The organism is Hydrogenophaga sp. (assembly GCF_051860785.1).
Lineage (GTDB): Bacteria > Pseudomonadota > Gammaproteobacteria > Burkholderiales > Burkholderiaceae_C > Hydrogenophaga.
This window is the reverse complement of the sequence record NZ_JBIMLB010000001.1, coordinates 333433-350259: the sequence shown is the minus strand read 5'-3', so window position 1 is coordinate 350259 and position 16827 is coordinate 333433. Positions and strand designations below refer to the sequence as shown.

Below are 16827 nucleotides of genomic sequence, written 5' to 3'. Positions count from 1 at the left end.
TTGACTCCTGAAATCTGCGTCACTCGCCAGGCGCAGGACAGGGTCCGACGGCGGCACGAAAGTACGCGAGCGATCGTAAGAAGAGTCGGCGTTGGCGTGGATGAACAAAACATTGCCATTTGGCAATGTGAAGCGAGCCGCCGGTGAACGTCAGGCGTGGGAACGCGGCAGTTCGATGATGGCGCACAGGCCGGGATTCGCATCCTCGAAACGAAGACGCCCACCGTGCAGGGCGGCCACCGCCTGCACGCTGGCCAGGCCCAGGCCATGCCCCGGCGCTTCCGGATGGAGCCGATGAAAGCGCACACCCAGGCGTTCAAACTGCCGGGGGGGCACGCCAGGCCCGTTGTCCTGCACGGTGAGCAGGAACCCATCAGGCGTCTCCCGGGTGCCCACCCGGATCAGCGCGCCCTGGCCACCGTACTTGAGCGCGTTGTCCAGCAGGTTCGCGATCGCCCCGGCGAGCAGGTCGCGATCGCCAGCGAGCAGCGCCTCGTCGGTGGGCTCGCGCACCAGCACCGCGCCCTGCGCGTCGGCGACGGCTTCGTAGAGTTCCAGCACGTCGTTGGCGATCAGGTCGAGCGACACCTGCGTGAAGCTGCGACGCCGTGCACCGGCCTCCGCTTCGGCGATCTGCAGGAGCTTTTCGAAGACGAGCGTCAAATCCTCGACCTCCCGGATAGCGGCCCCGACAGCGGCCTTCCCCTGTGCAGAGCTGGCGGCTTTCTCGGCCTCGCGCAGGTTCACAAGGATGCGCGTGAGCGGCGTGCGCAGGTTGTGAGCGATGGTGTCCGAGACGTGGCGCACGCCTTCCATGAGCGACTCGATGCGGTCGAGCATGGCATTGATCTCCCGATTGAGCAGCGCAAATTCGTCTTCTTCACCCGACTCGGCCACCCTCTCCTGCAGCCGCCCCGCGCTGGCGATGCGCCTGGCGGTCAGCCGTATCGAGCCGACGTGGCGCTCGAGTTCCTGCCGGAACACGAAGGTGCCCCCGATCAGCAGCAGCACGGCGAAGATCGCTGCTGCGCCACTGGCCCTGGCCACCAGCGATTCGATCATCTCCTGGTCGCGCAGGTTCTGTCCCACCACCAGCACGCCACCCCCCGGCAGCGCGTGGGTGACCAGGTAGGCATTCAGGCTTCGGCCACCGCGCACCACCCGCCGCTGCACCGGGCTGGCGTTGCTGGCGGCATCCGGCAACTGGTCGAGGTTGCCCGCGAGCCATCGGCCTTCGCGGTCGATCAGCAGGTAGATCTCGTTTTCGGCATCACGGTCGTCGGCCAGCGCGCGTGCGATGGCCGCACTCCCAGCCTCAAAGCCGCCTTCATCCACATTGGCCAGCAGCTGCTGCGCCGTCAGCGACACGTGGCGCGCCATGCGTTGGTGCATCACGCCCACGGTCTGCAGGTAGATGATGGCCAGTGCGGCCATCATGGTGATCACGACCAGAACACCGTAATGGAACGCAAGGCGGGAACCGACCGAGCGCCAGAGCGGGCGCAGCCTGTCGATCATGGTTCGGGGTCGGCCGCGATGCGGTAGCCGATGCCCCGCACCGTGTGAATCAGTTGCGGCGCGCCCCCCACATCGAGCTTGCCTCGCAAACGGCTGACCTGCACGTCGATCACGTTGGTCTGCGGATCGAACTGGTAATCCCACACCGCTTCGAGCAGCATGGTGCGGGTGAGCACCTGACCGGGATGGCTCATCAGGTAGGCCAGCAGGCGGAACTCGCGCGGCTGCAACGGCACCGGCCTTCCGCCGCGCTCAACCTGGCGGCTGGCGAGATCGAGCCGGAGGTCGGCGATCTGCAACACGCGCAGGGGCGCAGCGGGGTAGGAGCGCCGCACCAGCGCCTCGGCGCGGGCCGCGAGTTCGGAGAAGGCGAAGGGTTTGGTCAGGTAGTCGTCGCCGCCGGCCTTGAGACCGCGCACGCGTTCATCGAGCGCGCTCAGCGCACTGAGCACGAGCACCGGGGTCTTCTTGCCCAGCCCGCGCAAAGTCGAGAGGATGGCGAGGCCGTCGACCTCGTTGGGCAGCATGCGATCCAGAATGATCAGGTCCCAGGGCTCACCGGTGGCGCGGCCAAGTGCTTCCATGCCGTCGCGACAGATCACGACCACATGGCCGAGTTCGCGAAAGCCCGTGGCGATGTAGCGCGCGTTGTCCGCGTCGTCTTCCACCACCAGGCAACGCCACATCGCTGGAGATTCCATCAGGCCGTTTTCCCTTGCACGCCGGTCTCCGGTTCCAGTAACCGGGCCACCTCTTCCTGCATGTCGCGGGCCCAGGTGCGGCGGTCGCGGCCCTGGGGCATCTGCGGCTCGCCGTAGCGCACCCTCACCTGCACGCCATCGGCACAGAGCGTGGCCCAGATTGAGCTGATCAGCGTGGCGTCGCCCACGAACACGGGTGCGTCGTGCGGCGCACCCGTGCGGGTGTCGATGAAGCGCAGCGCCACCGGCAGGATGGGGGCATTGGCCGAGATGGCGGCCTGGAACAGGTTGGCATGGAATGGCAACAGGGCCCGCCCGTCGCCCGTGGTGCCTTCGGGAAAGATGGCGAGGATGTCGCGCTCACGCAGGCGCTCGGCCATGTGGTGAACCATGCGCATGGCGTCGCGCCGGCTGCCACGTTCGATGTAGAGCGTGCCGGCACCGGTGATGAGCGAGCCCAGCAGCGGCCAGTGCTTCGCGTCGGACTTGGAGACGAAGCGAGCGGGCTTGGCGGCGTTCATGACCAGGATGTCGAGCCAGGACATGTGGTTGGCTACTACCAGCAGCGGGCCACTGGCCGGTGGCTCACCGCGAACCACCAGATCCACACCCATGATGCGCAGCATCTGCCGCGACCATTCACGCACCAGCAGCTCGGTCTGGGGCGGCGTGAGGCGGCCGAACTCGGTCCGGATGATCCACAGGCCACGCACCACGAGGCCAACGCCTCTCAGAACACGCCAGAGCGCGCGCACGCGCTTTTTCATCGCCGGGCCGCCCCCAAGATGAAAACTGCCCCCTCGGGGGGCAGCGACCCGCGCAGCGGCGGAGCGTGGGGGCCGCTTTTCACGCTGTTGTGGCCCCTTCGGCCGAGTGGTCGGCGCCCACCTGGTGGGCCAGTTGGCCAGCCACCAGCGTGGCGCGCACGCTCACCGGCAGCTCGTGGCCACCGAAGGGGGTGTGCTTGCCCTGGCTGCGCAGCGCCGCCGGGCTCACGGTCCAGGGGCTGTTCGCGTCAAAGATGCAGACGTCGGCCACGCCACCCAACGCCAGCCGCCCCACGCTGGCCTGCAGCGTGCCCAGGCTGGCGCCCAGCACCGCCTGCGGCCCGCTGGTGAGCACGGTCAGCGCCTGCATGAGGCCCAGGCCATCCTGCTGTGCCCAGGTGCAAGCCAGGCCAAGCAGCAATTCGACCGCTGTGGCCCCGGGATCGGCCTCGGCGAAGGGCAGCGTCTTGGCGTCGCTGTCCACCGGGTTGTGGTCGGACACCAGCGCATCGATGGTGCCGTCGGCGAGCCCCGCGCGCAGCGCATCGCGATCGCGCTGCTGGCGCACCGGCGGCTGCAGGCGCAGGCGGCTGTCGTAGAAGCCGATGTCCACGTCGGTGAGATGCAGGTTGTGCACGCTCACATCGCAGGTGATGGGCAGGTCTTCGGCTTTGGCCTGGCGCACCAGCGCGAGGCCGGCCGCGCTGCTGATGCGACAGAGGTGCACGCGCGCGCCCGGGCCACTGCCCTTCACGCTGCGCATGAGTTCGAACAGCGTGTGCAGCGCAATGGTTTCGGCCGCCACTGGAATGCCGGCAAGACCGAGGCGCGTGGCCAGCGGACCGCTGGCGGCCACGCCCTTGCCCAGCCAGAAGTCCTGCGGGCGCAGCCACACCGTGTAGCCAAAAGTGGCGGCGTACTGCAATGCGCGCTGCAGCACCTGCACGTTGACGATGGGCACCTCGGCCTGGCCAAAGCCGATGCAGCCGGATTCGGTGAGCTCGGCCATTTCGGTCAGCACCTCGCCCTGCAGCCCGCGCGTGAGCGCGCCAAGCGGGAACACGCGCGCCAGATGCAGCTTCTCGGCGCGGAACTTGAGCATGTCCACCAGGCCGGGCTCGTCGAGCACCGGGTCGGTGTCGGGCGGGCAGACCAGCGAGGTGACGCCACCGGCCACTGCTGCGGCCATCTCGCTCTCGAGCATGCCAGCGTGTTCCTGGCCGGGCTCGCGCAGGCGCACAGCCAGGTCCACCAGCCCGGGCGCCACCACGCAGCCGGTGGCGTCGATGGTGCGGTTGGCGTGAAAGTCGGCCGCCACGTTGCCGATGGCGATGATGCGGCCGGCGGCGATCGCCACGTCGGCCATCTCGTCGCGACCGGTCGCCGGGTCCATGACTCGGCCGTTCTGGATCAGGATTTTCATAGAAGGTTCTTTCGCACATCAAGCGAACGGCCGCAGCGCAGGGCCGCCCCAAGCAAGGCCAGCCCCCTCGGGGGGGAGCGACCCGCGCAGCGGTGGAGCGTGGGGGTCATGCTCATGCCTCGTTCCCCGCGACGATGCCCATCACCGCCATGCGCACCGCAATGCCGTAGGTGACCTGCGGCAGGATCACGCTCTGCGGCCCGTCCACCACCGCCGAGTCGATCTCCACACCGCGGTTGATCGGACCCGGGTGCATGACGATCGCGTCCGGCTTGGCCCAGCGCAGGCGCTCGGGTGTGAGGCCGAAGCTCTTGAAGTACTCCTGGCTGGAAGGCAGCAGCGCGCCGCTCATGCGCTCGTTCTGCAGGCGCAGCGTGATCACCACGTCGCAGCCCTTGATGCCCTCTTCCAGCGTGTGGCACACGCGCACCCCCATCTGCGAGAGGTCGCTGGGCACCAGGGTGCGCGGGCCGACCACGCGCACGTCGGGGCAGCCCAGTGTGGTCAGGGCGTGGATGTCGGAGCGTGCCACGCGCGAATGCAGCACATCGCCCACGATGGCCACCGAGAGCTTGGTGAAGTCCTTCTTGTAGTGGCGGATGGTGTACATGTCGAGCAGCCCCTGCGTGGGGTGCGCATGGCGGCCATCGCCCGCGTTGATCACGTGCACGTGGGGCGCCACGTGCTGCGCGATCAGATACGGCGCACCCGACTCGCTGTGGCGCACGACGAAGATGTCGGCCGCCATGGCGCTCAGGTTGGCAATCGTGTCCAGCAGCGACTCACCCTTGGCGGTGGAGCTGCGCGCGATGTCGAGGTTGATCACATCGGCCGAGAGGCGGGTGGCCGCAATCTCGAAAGTGGTGCGCGTGCGCGTGCTGTTTTCGAAGAACAGGTTGAACACGCTTTTGCCGCGCAGCAGTGGCACCTTCTTCACCTCGCGGTTGCTCACGCTCACGAAGTTGGCCGCCGTGTCCAGGATCTGCGTGAGGATGTCGCGCGAGAGGCCCTCGGTGGAGAGCAGGTGGATGAGCTCGCCGTTCTTGTTGAGCTGGGGATTGCGTTGCGTCACGTTCAGGCTTCCTTGTTTTCCAGCACGAAGCTCAATCGGCCTCCGTCGTCGCGCGCGAGTTCGAGCGACTGGCCCTGCGCGACCTCGATGCTCGCGGCGCAGACGTTGGCCTCGATCGGCAGCTCGCGTCCACCGCGGTCCACCAGCACCGCCAGCCGCACGCTGGCCGGCCGGCCGTAGTCGAAGAGTTCGTTGATCACGGCGCGCAGGGTGCGGCCGGTGTAGAGCACGTCGTCGACCAGCAGCACGTGGGCGCCGTTCACGTCGAAGGGCAGCACGGTCTGCGCACTGGAGGCCAGGCCCCGTTGGGCGAAGTCGTCGCGGTGCATGCTGGACGAGATCACGCCGGCGTTGCCCGGCAGGCCCAGGTCGCGCTGCAGGCGTTCGGCCAGCCACGCGCCGCCGGAGGTGATGCCGGCCAGAACCACCGGCTGGGGCGCCACCGCGATGAGGGCCTTCACACCACTCAGCAACTCTGTGTAGAGCGTCTCGGCGTCGGGCATGGAAGAAGATGAACTCAAGGAAGGCTCCTCAGAAACTGTTCCAGGATGATGCAGGCCGACGCGGCATCGGCGTCCTTCGCGCCCAGACTGTGGGCCTCGGTGGTGCTGTAGCGCTCGTCGACCTCGAACACCGGCAGGCCGTGGCGGCCGCGCAGCTGGCGGGCAAATTTCAAGGCGCGTGCCGTGTTCTCGTGCGCAGCGCCATCCGGGTGGTAGGGCACGCCGACGACCAGCGCATCGGGCTGCCACTCCTTGAGGCGCTGAGCGACCTGCTCGAAGCGCGCGTCACCCTCGGCGGCAATGGTGGGCTGCGGCGTGGCGCTGCGCGTGAGGCGGTTGCCGGTGGCCACGCCGGTGCGTTTGAGGCCAAAGTCGAAAGCAAGAAACATCTGGCATTCAGCCGGAACGGCCGTGGCCAGGTCGCTCATGCGTGCCCCGCGTCTGGAGACAGCATCCACGGTTGCAGCCCAAGTAAACCCATCGCGCGCTCGTAGCGCTCGGCCACCGGCGCATCGAAGATCAGGCTGGGGTCGGCCTCCACGGTGAGCCAGCTGTTCTCGGTGATTTCCGACTCAAGCTGTCCCTGGCCCCAGGAGGCGTAACCGAGTGAGACGAACACCCGGCGCGGCCCGGCGCCCGAAGCCATGGCTTCGAGCACGTCCTTGGAGGTGGTCATTTCCAGGCCACCGGGAATGGACAGGGTGGAGGCATAGACCGACTCACCCTCGCCCGACACCGCCTCGTGCAGCACGAAGCCGCGCTCGGTCTGTACAGGGCCACCCTGGAACACAGGCAGCGTGGCCAGGTCGTCGCGGCCCATGGGCAAGTCCACCTTTTCAAACAGGCGGGGCAGGAGGATGTCGCTGGGCTTGTTGATCACCAGCCCGAGCGCGCCGCGTTCGCTGTGCTCGCACATGAACACCACGCTGCGGCCGAAAAGCTCGTCGCTGAGGCTGGGCATCGCAATCAGGAAATGATTGGTCAGGTTGATGGAGGCAGAATCAGCAGACATGGCGGGATTTTAAGCCGCCGCACCCTGCCGGGCGCCGCACGGCGGGAACCTCACCCGACCCCGCCGCATGAACCACTACGACAAGGGCCTGATGTGGTTTCGCCGTGACCTGCGCACGCAGGACAACGCGGCGCTGTACCACGCGTTCAAACAATGCCGGCAGGTGTGGTGCGTCTTCGTGTTCGACACCGACATCCTGGACGGGCTGCCCCGCGCCGACCGGCGGGTGGAGTTCCTCCGCGAGTCGCTGGTGGAACTGGACGAACGTCTGCGCGAAATGGGCCGGGCGCACGGCGTTCGGGGCGCCGGGCTGATCGTGCTGCACGCCCGCGCCGGCCAGGCCATTCCGGCCCTGGCGCAGCAGCTCGGGGTGCAGGCGGTGTTTGCCAACCACGACGACGAGCCCGCCGCCCTGGCGCGCGACGCCCGCGTGTTCGGCGACCTGGCGCACGCCGGCATCCTGCTGCACAGCCACAAGGACCATGTGATCTTCGAGCGGCGCGAGGTGCTCACCCAGGCTGGCCAGGCCTACGGCGTGTTCACGCCGTACAAGAACGCCTGGCTCAAGGCGCTCACCCCGTTTCATCTGCAGGCCTACCCGGTGGAGCGCTACAGCAAGGCGCTGGCCCCGGTGCCCACGTCGCACACGGCGCCCGTGCCGCGGCTGGCCGACATCGGTTTCACCGCCACGAATCTCTCGCAGTTGCCCATGCCCACGGGTGAGACGGGTGCGCACCAGTTGTTCGAGGATTTCGTGGAGCGCATCGACCGCTACGACGAGGCGCGCAATTTCCCTGCCGTGAAGGGGCCGAGCTACCTCAGCGCGCACCTGCGCTTCGGCACCATCTCCATCCGGGGCATTGCCTCCGTGGCTTACCAGATGCACCTGCAGGGCATCGCCGGCGCGAGCACCTGGTTGTCGGAGCTGATCTGGCGCGACTTCTACCACCAGATCCTGGCCAACTTCCCCCACGTGGTCGACAAGGCGTTCCGCTCCGAGTACGACGCCATCAAGTTCGAGCGCGACAAACACGCCAAGGAACAGTTTGCCGCCTGGTGCGAAGGTCGCACCGGCTACCCGCTGGTGGACGCGGCCATGGCACAGATCAACCAGTCTGGCTACATGCACAACCGCCTGCGCATGGTGGTGGCGAGTTTCCTGGTGAAAGACCTGGGAATTCACTGGCAATGGGGCGAGCGCTATTTCGCCGAGCACCTGATCGACTTCGACCTCGCGGCCAACAACGGCGGCTGGCAGTGGGCCAGTTCCAGCGGCTGCGACGCGCAGCCCTGGTTCCGCATCTTCAACCCCGTCACGCAAAGCGAGAAGTTCGACCCGCAGGGCAAGTTCATCCGCCGCTACCTGCCGCAACTCGCTGGCCTGCCCGATGCGGTGATCCACGCGCCGTGGAAGGCCAATGAAATCGAGCTGGCGGCTGCGGGTGTGGAACTGGGCAAGAACTACCCGCTGCCGATCGTGGACCACGCCCTGGCGCGGGAGCGCACGCTGCTCCGCTACGCCGTGGTGAAAAATCCAGCGAAGCTGACTTAGGCTTCCGCAGCCGTCTTGGCGTAGTGCCCGATCAAAGCCAGCAACTCGTCTTCCGAGTACGGCTTGCCCAGGTAGTGGTCCACGCCCAGTTCGCGCGCATGCTCGCGGTGTTTCTCGGCAATGCGTGAGGTGATCATGATCACCGGCAGGTCCGACAGGCGCACGTCGCTGCGGATGTTGCGCACCAGATCGAAGCCGTCCATGCGCGGCATTTCGATGTCCGACAGCACGACGGTGGGCCGCTCCATCTGGAGCTTCTCGAGCGCCTGCAGGCCATCGGCGGCCAGCGTGACGCGGTAGCCTTCGCGCTGCAGCAGGCGTTGGGTGACGCGGCGCACGGTGATGGAATCGTCCACCACCAGAACCAGCGGCACGGCATTGACTTCCACCTCGGCAGCCGCCGTCGCATCGGACGACACCAGCGCACCGCTGCGCTGGTGGCTGGCCACCCAGGCCGGCACCTGGCTGCCGTACACCGTGGCCAATGCCACCGGGTTGTAGATCAGCGCCACTGCGCCCGATGCCAGGACCGACATGCCCGCCAGACCCGGCAGCCGCGAGAGCTGCGTGCCCAGGTTCTTGACCACGACTTCCTGGTTGCCCAGCACTTCATCCACGTGCATGGCCACGCGCTGCGCGGCGCTTCGGAAAATCACTACCGGATGGGTACGGCCATGTATTTCCTGCGAATGGGCGGAAGACTGCAGCAGCGCACCCGTCCAGAAGAAAGGCACGTCTTCCCCCGCGACGTTGAGTGCGCCGCTGGCATAAGCCTTGTTCAGGTCGGCGGTGCTCAGGCGCCGCACCACCTCCACCACGTTGGACGGCACGCCCATGGTGAACGAACCCGCGCGCAACATCACCACCTGGGTGACGGCGGTGGTCAGTGGCAACACCAGCTTGAAGCTGCTGCCCTGGCCCCGCTGGGTGGCGGTCTCGATGCGGCCACCCAGGGCCACCACGTCACTGCGCACCACGTCCATGCCGATACCGCGGCCGGCGAGTTCGGAGACCTCGCGTGCTGTGCTCAGGCCAGGTTCGAACACGAGCTGTGCGGCCTCTTCGTCGCTGACCTGCGCGCCCGGTGCAACAAGCCCTTGCGCCTCGGCCTTCTCGCGCAAGCGCGCCAGGTCCAGGCCACCCCCGTCATCGGTGAACACCACCGACACGTCGTTGAGTTCCTGCGCCAGCCGGATCTCGATCTGGCCTTCCGCCGGCTTGCCCGATTGCTGACGGGCTTCGGGCAATTCGATGCCGTGTACCACGCTGTTGCGCAGCAGGTGTTCGAACGCACCGGTCATGCGGTCGAGCACGCCACGGTCCATTTCGATGTTGCCGCCGGTGATGTCCAGCCGCACCTGCTTGCCGGTTTCCTTGGAAGCCTGCCGCACCACGCGGTACAGGCGCTCGGAAATGCCTTCGAATTCCACCATGCGCGTGCGCAGCAGGTCGCGCTGCAATTCGCGCGTCTGGCGCGCCTGCGCCACCAGGCTGTCTTCGGTGGACTCCACCGCGCGCTGCAGGTTGCGCTGCACGGTGGCCACGTCGTTGACCGACTCGGCCATCATGCGCGTGAGTTCCTGCACCCGGGTGAAGCGGTCGAATTCGAGCGGGTCGAACGACTGGTCGGCGTCGCGCGCCTGCGCGAGCCGCGACTGCATCTGCGTCTCGGCCTGCAGTTCGATGTCGCGCAACTGCCCACGCAGACGGTCGAGGTTGCCGGTGAGGTCCTTGAGTGAGCCGCGCAGGGTGACGAGTTCGGCCTCCATGCGCGAACGAGTGATCATCACCTCGCCCGTCTGGTTGACCAGGCGGTCCAGCAGTTCGGGACGCACACGCACGGCAGCGCCCGCGCGCGCCTGCACCTGAACCGGCGCTTGCGGCAGGGAAAGACCGACCAGGCCCAGGGGCGCGTCTGCACCGGCCGGTGCAGACTCCGATGGGGTCGAAGGCTCCGGCTCGGCCACGGTGGGAACCGGACCGATGATTTGCTCGGGCGCGGTCTGCACCACGTCTTGCGCCTGGGGATCGGTGTGGCGCAGCAGTTCGAAACGCGCGTTGATGGCGTCGAAGGCGGTCTGAAGCGGTTCGAGATCGCTGCTTCGCTGCACGTCCGAGCCCAGGCGTTCGGCCGCGGTCTCCATGCGATGCGCCATTTCACCAAGGCGCAACGCACCTGCCAGGCGGGCGCTGCCCTTGAGCGTGTGCAGGTTGCGCAGCACCTCGGCGCGCGCGCTGCCGTTGTCTGGCCGCGAAACCCACTGGCGCAGGGCACCGGCCAGCTGGGGCAGCAGTTCCATCGCCTCCTCGGCAAAGATCGGGAACAGGTCGACGTCGATGGTGTCGAGCACATCGATGTCATCGTCGATGTCCTGAACCTGGCCATGCGGTCTGCTGGTGTCGGCGTGGGGCGCAGTGAAGCCGGCGGCGAGGTCACCGTGGCTGGTCACTTCGAAGCCGGTGAGTTGCAGCACCGGCGAAACCGGTTCAGCCATCGGCGCCTCGAACACGGCTTGCGCCGGCACTTCCGGTTCGGCTTCCGGTTCGGGATCGTGCACCACCCGGTACAACGCCGCGAGCAGATCGGCGTTGGGTTCCTTGAGGAAGCCGGCGGCAAACTGGTGCAACAGTCGGCGAATGTCGTCGGCGGACTGCACGAACAGTTGCGCCTGTTCGGCGGTGGCGGTGCGGCCGGCCTGCTGGTGCAGGGCAACGGATTCAAGGGCGTGCTCAAGCGCGCGGGCGATGTGGGAGAGCGACTCGAAGCCCACCGTGGCCGAACTGCCGGCCAGGGAATGGGCGAGTGCCTCGGCCTGTTCGGGCACGGGCTCGTGGCGCTCCAGCGCCCATTCGGCCAGCACCGTGCTCAGACGACGGGACCATTCGTCCGCCTCGTTGAGGTAGACGTTATAGAGCTTGTGGCCAATGCGCAGCGAGCCGATGACGCGCGTCTGGTCGTCCGGCATGGCCTCGATCTCGGTCATTGGCGCGGGCTCTTCGGCTGGCAACTGAACGTCGGTGGCTTCTGCCGAGGTCGACTCGACCACCTCATCGACCACCGGCGGCGCCAACGGCTCGGGGACGGGGACGGGTTCGACCAGGGGCTCCGCCCATGCGGAGACCGGCTCGGGCACGGGTTCGGCTTCGAGAACCGGTTCCGGCAGGATTTCGGGTGGCTGCTGCACCTGCTGGGCGGACGACACCGCCGCCAGGCTGTCGAAATCGATGTCGGCCAGCATGGCAGGAGGCTGGTCGCTGGCAGCGGCCAATGGCGCCTCGGCCAGATGCTGCAGATTGGTGGGTTCGAATTCTGCGGCCAGTGCTTGATCCAGCGACAAATCGGGCACCGATTCAGGTTCAGGCTCCGCCAGGGGCGCGGGCTTGGAAAGCGCATCGAGATCGAAGTTGAAGTCCGGCTCGGCCGTGGCTGGCACAGGCACCTCGACCGGCTCGGGTACGGTCAGCGTCACGGCTTCGGCCCGGCCTTGTGGCGGCACCGCCAGCGGGAGGTACTGGCCCTGCTCCCGCAAAGCCTCGGCGCTGGCCCGGAAGGGTTGCGAGCGCCACGCGTCGGCCTGACGGGCAGAAATATCGGTCACCCAGCGACCGAACTGGTTCATGGCCTCGCCCGCCAGGGTGAGCAGCGGCGGGCTGGCTGGCCGCTGTTCGGCCAGCACGGTGTTGAGCAGTTGCTCCATGGCCCAGGCGGCTTCGCCGAACTCGTCGAGCCCGACCATGCGCGAACTGCCCTTGAGTGTGTGGAAGGCGCGCCGCAGTGTGGTGAGATGTTCCAGGTCGCCGGGTTGCACCTGCAGATGCGACACCGCCTCGAGACCATGGGTCACGACTTCGCGGGCCTCTTCCAGGAAGATGTCGAGCAGGTCGTCTTCGTCGTTGTCCTCGGCCGCGGTGGCCGAGGGCTCCAGAGGCGCCATGTGCGAACTCTCCGACAGGCCCACCAGCGCCTGCGCACCCGCAGCGGCGTTGTCATTGACAACCGCTTCAGCGGCTTCGCGCGCGGCCCTGGCCACGCCGGATTGCTCTGCCAGCGAAGCCTGGTCGGCCAGGGAATCCAGTTGCTGGCTCAGGTCCACGAGGCTCGCGCCACCTTGCACGCTGTCCACCACGCGCTGCACGCCATCGCTGATGGCGCGGGCATCGGCCTGCGCGGGCTGGTGCATGACCCGGGCGCTCACGGTGCGGCCCATCAGGGGCAGCAGTTCGCCCTTTCCCTCGTCGAACACGAACAGCTTCTTGGCCAGCGCGGGCTGGTAGTTGAGCATGTCCACCAGGAAGCTCAGGGCGCTCAGGTTGTTGCCCAGTTGCTGGAAGGTGCCGGCCTCGCGGGCCATGGTTTCGTCCACCTCGGTGTCGAGGATCTGGTCGACCGTGTTGCGCATGCGCGCCACGGTGTGCACCGCCTGCTCCAGGCCCAGCACCGAGAGAACGCCGCGCATCTGCCCCAGTTGGGACACCGCCACGTGCAGGCCAGCCTTCTCCTGTGGCGTGCGAAAAAACTGGTCGAGCGATTTTTCCACCTCGCCGAGCGAAACCTTGAGCTCGCCGACCACGCTGCCCATGGTCTGCCGGTCGCTCACGCGGCGGTAGAGCTGCTCCATCCAGGCGTCCAGCGGCTGGGCGGGTGCGCCCGCGAGAACACCTTCCAGGCGTCCGGCCAGCGCCTGGGTGCGCTCGGTGAGTTCGGGCGCGCTCGGATCGAAGTCCTCGAACGCGGCCTCCAGATACAGCGTGGTGGTGGCCACTTCCATGGCCAGCTCGGGGCGCACGCCACCGGGCTCGTGCACGGCCGCATCGGCCGCCTTCACCAGCGCCTGGGCCAGCACGGTGCTGGCCGGATGCAGTTTGAGCAGCGAATCGCCAATCAGGCCGAACTGGTCGGCCACCTGGCGCGCACGGCTCTGGTCGCCACCAGAGTACAGCGACCACACCTCCTTGGCGGTGTGGATGCGCTTGCGCGCCTGCGCCAGCACGGCAGGATCGAAGCGGCCAAGCGTGGCCTGGTGGTAGTCCACCGGCGTGACGCCACCCAGCCCGAAGGCCTCGCGCACCGCTGCGAGGTGGGGCGTGGTCGTGGTCGACACCGCGGTGGGCTGCGCGCAGAAGAAAAGCAGGTCGTGCAGCAGCGTCTCGGAAATCTGGTTCTTGCCCTGGGCAATGTTGGCGAACTGCAGCAGGATGCGCGAGGCCGCGCGCTTGACATACACATCGGCCGGCAACAAGCGCTGCGCGACGGATTCAAAGTGAGCCGCACTGACACGCCAGAAGGTGCGCACGCGCGCATCCTCGGCGCCCGCGCACAGGCCTGCGCACAGCTTGGCCAGCTGTTGCGCCGCCGCCGGACTCTGCGTCTTGACGACCAGCAGCACCAGCCGGTCGAACAGGGAACGCATGGCCGGATTGACCTGCAAAGGCGCCACGCCAGCGGGCGCACCCACCTCGACGCCCCGGTGCTCGAACGGCCACAGATCAGCCGGGTGCACGCGCTCGGCGGCAGCGAGTTCCTGCACCTCGCGGTACTGTGCGAAAAGGGCCACCGGCTGCACCGGCTTGTTGTTGAGGACCGCTTCAAGGTACTCCACCAGAGCGAAACTTGCGCGCTCCACCTTGGAGGCGGCTTCCTCGTTGCAGGTGGTGGGCCGCTGCACGAAACGCTGCACTGCCGCTTCCATGCCGCGCAGCACCTGGGCCGGTGCACCGAGCCCCACCATCTCGAGAGCGCCCACGGCCTGGTGCAGTTGCTGGCGAGCCAGACGCAGCGAACCGGGGTCCACCGCTTCCAGGTCGTTCTGGCGCGACTGCTCGGTCTCGCGCACGAAACGCTTGATGGCCTTGTTGGCGGCATCGAGCGATTTGCGCAGTTCATCGAAGACCCACGCCAGCGGACCCAGGTCGGCGACCGTGTCCATCGGCTGGCTGTCGGTGGTGTCGGTGGCGGTGTCGAACATGGTGATCCAGAAAAAATCGGGCCTTGGGAGCGGGCTGGACTCAGGCGATCTTGAACCGGGCCACCGACTGGCGAAGTTCCTCGGCCATCGCCGAGAGCTCACGCACCTGCTGGGCCGTGGAGCGCGTGCCCTCACCGGTCTGCTCGGTCACGGCAAAGATGTGCTGGATGTTGCCGGCCACTTCGTTGGCCGAATCGGCTTCTCGCGATGCCGCGTTGGAAATCTGTTCAATCAGGTCGGCCAGGCGGCGCGACACGCGGTCGATCTCGGAGAGCGCGGTACCCGCGTTGTCCGACAGCTTGGCCCCTTCCACCACACCCTGCGTGGAGCGCTCCATGGCGGCCACCGCATCCTGCGTGTCGGTCTGAATGGCCTTCACCAGCGCCGAGATCTGGCGCGTGGCATCGGCCGAGCGTTCGGCCAGCCGCTGCACTTCTTCCGCCACCACCGAGAAGCCTCGACCGGCTTCACCCGCCGAGGCGGCCTGGATGGCGGCGTTGAGGGCCAGCACGTTCGTCTGTTCGGTAATGTCGGAAATCAGTTCGGTGATTTCACCGATCTCCTGCGACGACTCACCGAGGCGCTTGATGCGCTTGGAGGTTTCCTGGATCTGATCGCGGATGGCGTTCATACCGCCGATGGCGTCCTGCACGGCCTGCAGACCCGATTCGGCCGCTTGCAGCGACGCACGCGCCACCGTGGCGGATTCCTGTGCCTGACCGGACACCTGGTTGATGCGCTGCGCCATGTCCAGCACCGACTGGCCGGTCTCGCGAATCTCGCGCAGCTGCTCGGTGGAGGCGGCCAGCAGTTCGGTGGAGGTGCTTTCCACCGCCGACGTGGTCTGCGCCACGCGCGTGGCCGTGGCCTGCACGTTGCCCACCAGTGATCGCAGTTCTTCCACCGTGTAGTTCACCGAGTCGGCGATGGCGCCGGTGATGTCTTCGGTCACCGTGGCTTCCTGCGTCAGGTCGCCTTCGGCCACCGTCTGCAGTTCGTTCATCAGCCGCAGAATGGCCGCCTGGTTGGCGTCGTTGACGCGCTTGGCGTCCTGCTCCTGCGACTCGGCGGCCAGGCGCATCGATTCGGCACTCATCTGGCGCTTGCGGCTGTCCTGCAGCTGCACCACGGCGAAGCCGATGGCGCACAACACCGCGAAAGCGGCCGACAGCGCCAGCGCAATCAATTCACCGCCACCCAGGCCAGAGCGCAGGGACAGGTCGCCCTGCAACTTTTGAAGACCCAGGCGCAGCGGTTCGCTGTCGGAAATGATGCTGGCTTGTGCTTCGCGCGCAGACACCATGCCCTGCAGATTGCCGAGAATGGCGCCGGCTTCCACGCGGGTTTCTTCGTAAAGCTTGAGCAGGGCTTCGAGGCGTTCTCGAATCTGCGGATCGGCGGCGGCGCGCAGGCGCAGTTCGTCGCTGCCTTTGAGCAGGCCGTTGGTGATTTCCCTGAAGGTGTTCAAGTCCTTGCCCAGCAGAAACACGGCCTCGGGACTCACGCCGCCTTCCATGGTCAGGAACTCGTTGGCGGACTTGCCGATGCGCTGCGTCAGCATCACGAGCTGGCCGGACGCAGAGATCTCTGCGGCGGGTGCGTTCTGCTGCAGCTTGAGCGAGGACACGGTTTCGGCGATCTCCAGCAGGTCGGAGGACTGGCGGTTGATCGTGCGCAACGCAGTGCCCACCTGCGTCAGGATGTTCTGCTGTGCCAGCACGGCCGACGCATTCCGTTCGGCCTGCTCGACCTTGGGCAGCAATTCATCCAGTTCGCTGGTGTACTCGGGGCTCAACGCGTCGAGGCCCAGCTCTGTATCGCCCTGCTTGAGGCCACGCACCGTGCGCGCCATCACATCCGAGCTGTCGCGCACCTCGGGGAACGCCGACGCGCTGCCGATCATGGCCTGGGACACGCTCTTGGCCAGACGCTGCGACTGCATCAGGGCCTGGCCACTGGCAGCCACCTGCTTACCGACCTTGTCGGTCTGGCTCAGCGCAAACAGCGTCACCGAGCCCAGCACCACGAGTGCAAAGGTAAACAGAACGGCCAGCGATCGCTGGTGTTGTTCGGCGGTGCGCTGACCCAGCAGCGGCAGCGAGATCAGGCCTGCCTGATTTGCAGCGTCGTCCTCGTCATCCACCATCGGCGTGCCGCCGAACGCGTCACCCGAAGGGTCCGGCGCCAGACGCGCCGCAGCCAGTTCGGCCACTTCCTGATCGGTGCGCTGATAAAGATCGGGTTCGTCACCGGCTTTCTTCTTGAAGAGTCCCTGGAATCGATCAAGCATGGCCATGTAAAAACCTTCCAACA

General features: G+C 67.2%; 11 protein-coding genes. 1 reads left to right on the top strand and 10 read right to left on the bottom strand.

Annotated elements, in window-relative coordinates:
• Nucleotides 1–150: 150 nt before the first annotated feature.
• The 8 genes from ACTIF6_RS01630 to ACTIF6_RS01595 form a co-directional block, all read right to left on the bottom strand.
• On the bottom strand, nucleotides 151–1518 hold the full coding sequence (locus tag ACTIF6_RS01630) for an ATP-binding protein (protein WP_439586254.1): 1368 nt from the start codon (nucleotides 1516–1518) through the stop codon (nucleotides 151–153).
• On the bottom strand, nucleotides 1515–2204 hold the full coding sequence (locus ACTIF6_RS01625) for a response regulator transcription factor (protein ID WP_439586524.1): 690 nt from the start codon (nucleotides 2202–2204) through the stop codon (nucleotides 1515–1517). The genes ACTIF6_RS01630 and ACTIF6_RS01625 overlap by 4 nt, the downstream gene beginning before the upstream one ends.
• 14 nt (nucleotides 2205–2218) lie before the next feature.
• Nucleotides 2219–2986 (bottom strand): lysophospholipid acyltransferase family protein, encoded by a 768-nt coding sequence (locus ACTIF6_RS01620; protein WP_439586253.1) that lies wholly within the window; start codon nucleotides 2984–2986, stop codon nucleotides 2219–2221.
• A gap of 79 nt (nucleotides 2987–3065) precedes the next feature.
• On the bottom strand, nucleotides 3066–4409 hold the full coding sequence (locus ACTIF6_RS01615) for a dihydroorotase (RefSeq protein ID WP_439586252.1): 1344 nt from the start codon (nucleotides 4407–4409) through the stop codon (nucleotides 3066–3068).
• Between the two features lie 112 nt (nucleotides 4410–4521).
• Entirely contained in the window at nucleotides 4522–5481 is a 960-nt protein-coding gene (locus ACTIF6_RS01610; protein WP_439586251.1) for an aspartate carbamoyltransferase catalytic subunit, read from the bottom strand.
• 2 nt (nucleotides 5482–5483) lie between these two features.
• Nucleotides 5484–5984, bottom strand: a complete 501-nt coding sequence (pyrR, locus tag ACTIF6_RS01605) for a bifunctional pyr operon transcriptional regulator/uracil phosphoribosyltransferase PyrR (protein WP_439586523.1) — start codon at nucleotides 5982–5984, stop codon at nucleotides 5484–5486.
• Nucleotides 5985–5998: 14 nt separating this feature from the next.
• Nucleotides 5999–6412 (bottom strand): Holliday junction resolvase RuvX, encoded by a 414-nt coding sequence (gene ruvX / locus ACTIF6_RS01600; RefSeq protein ID WP_439586250.1) that lies wholly within the window; start codon nucleotides 6410–6412, stop codon nucleotides 5999–6001.
• Complete coding sequence (locus ACTIF6_RS01595; protein WP_439586249.1) at nucleotides 6409–6996, bottom strand: YqgE/AlgH family protein; 588 nt, start codon at nucleotides 6994–6996, stop codon at nucleotides 6409–6411. Before ACTIF6_RS01595 ends, ruvX begins: the two co-directional genes overlap by 4 nt.
• 67 nt (nucleotides 6997–7063) lie before the next feature.
• On the opposite strand from ACTIF6_RS01595, the gene ACTIF6_RS01590 reads away from it, so the two are divergent.
• Nucleotides 7064–8548, top strand: coding sequence for a cryptochrome/photolyase family protein (locus ACTIF6_RS01590; RefSeq protein ID WP_439586248.1), 1485 nt, complete (start codon nucleotides 7064–7066; stop codon nucleotides 8546–8548).
• Here ACTIF6_RS01590 and ACTIF6_RS01585 read toward each other — a convergent pair.
• Together ACTIF6_RS01585 and ACTIF6_RS01580 are read right to left on the bottom strand one after the other, a co-directional pair.
• Entirely contained in the window at nucleotides 8545–14514 is a 5970-nt protein-coding gene (locus ACTIF6_RS01585) for an Hpt domain-containing protein (protein ID WP_439586247.1), read from the bottom strand. The genes ACTIF6_RS01590 and ACTIF6_RS01585 overlap by 4 nt on opposite strands.
• Nucleotides 14515–14554: 40 nt before the next feature.
• On the bottom strand, nucleotides 14555–16810 hold the full coding sequence (locus ACTIF6_RS01580) for a methyl-accepting chemotaxis protein (protein WP_439586246.1): 2256 nt from the start codon (nucleotides 16808–16810) through the stop codon (nucleotides 14555–14557).
• Nucleotides 16811–16827: the final 17 nt, after the last annotated feature.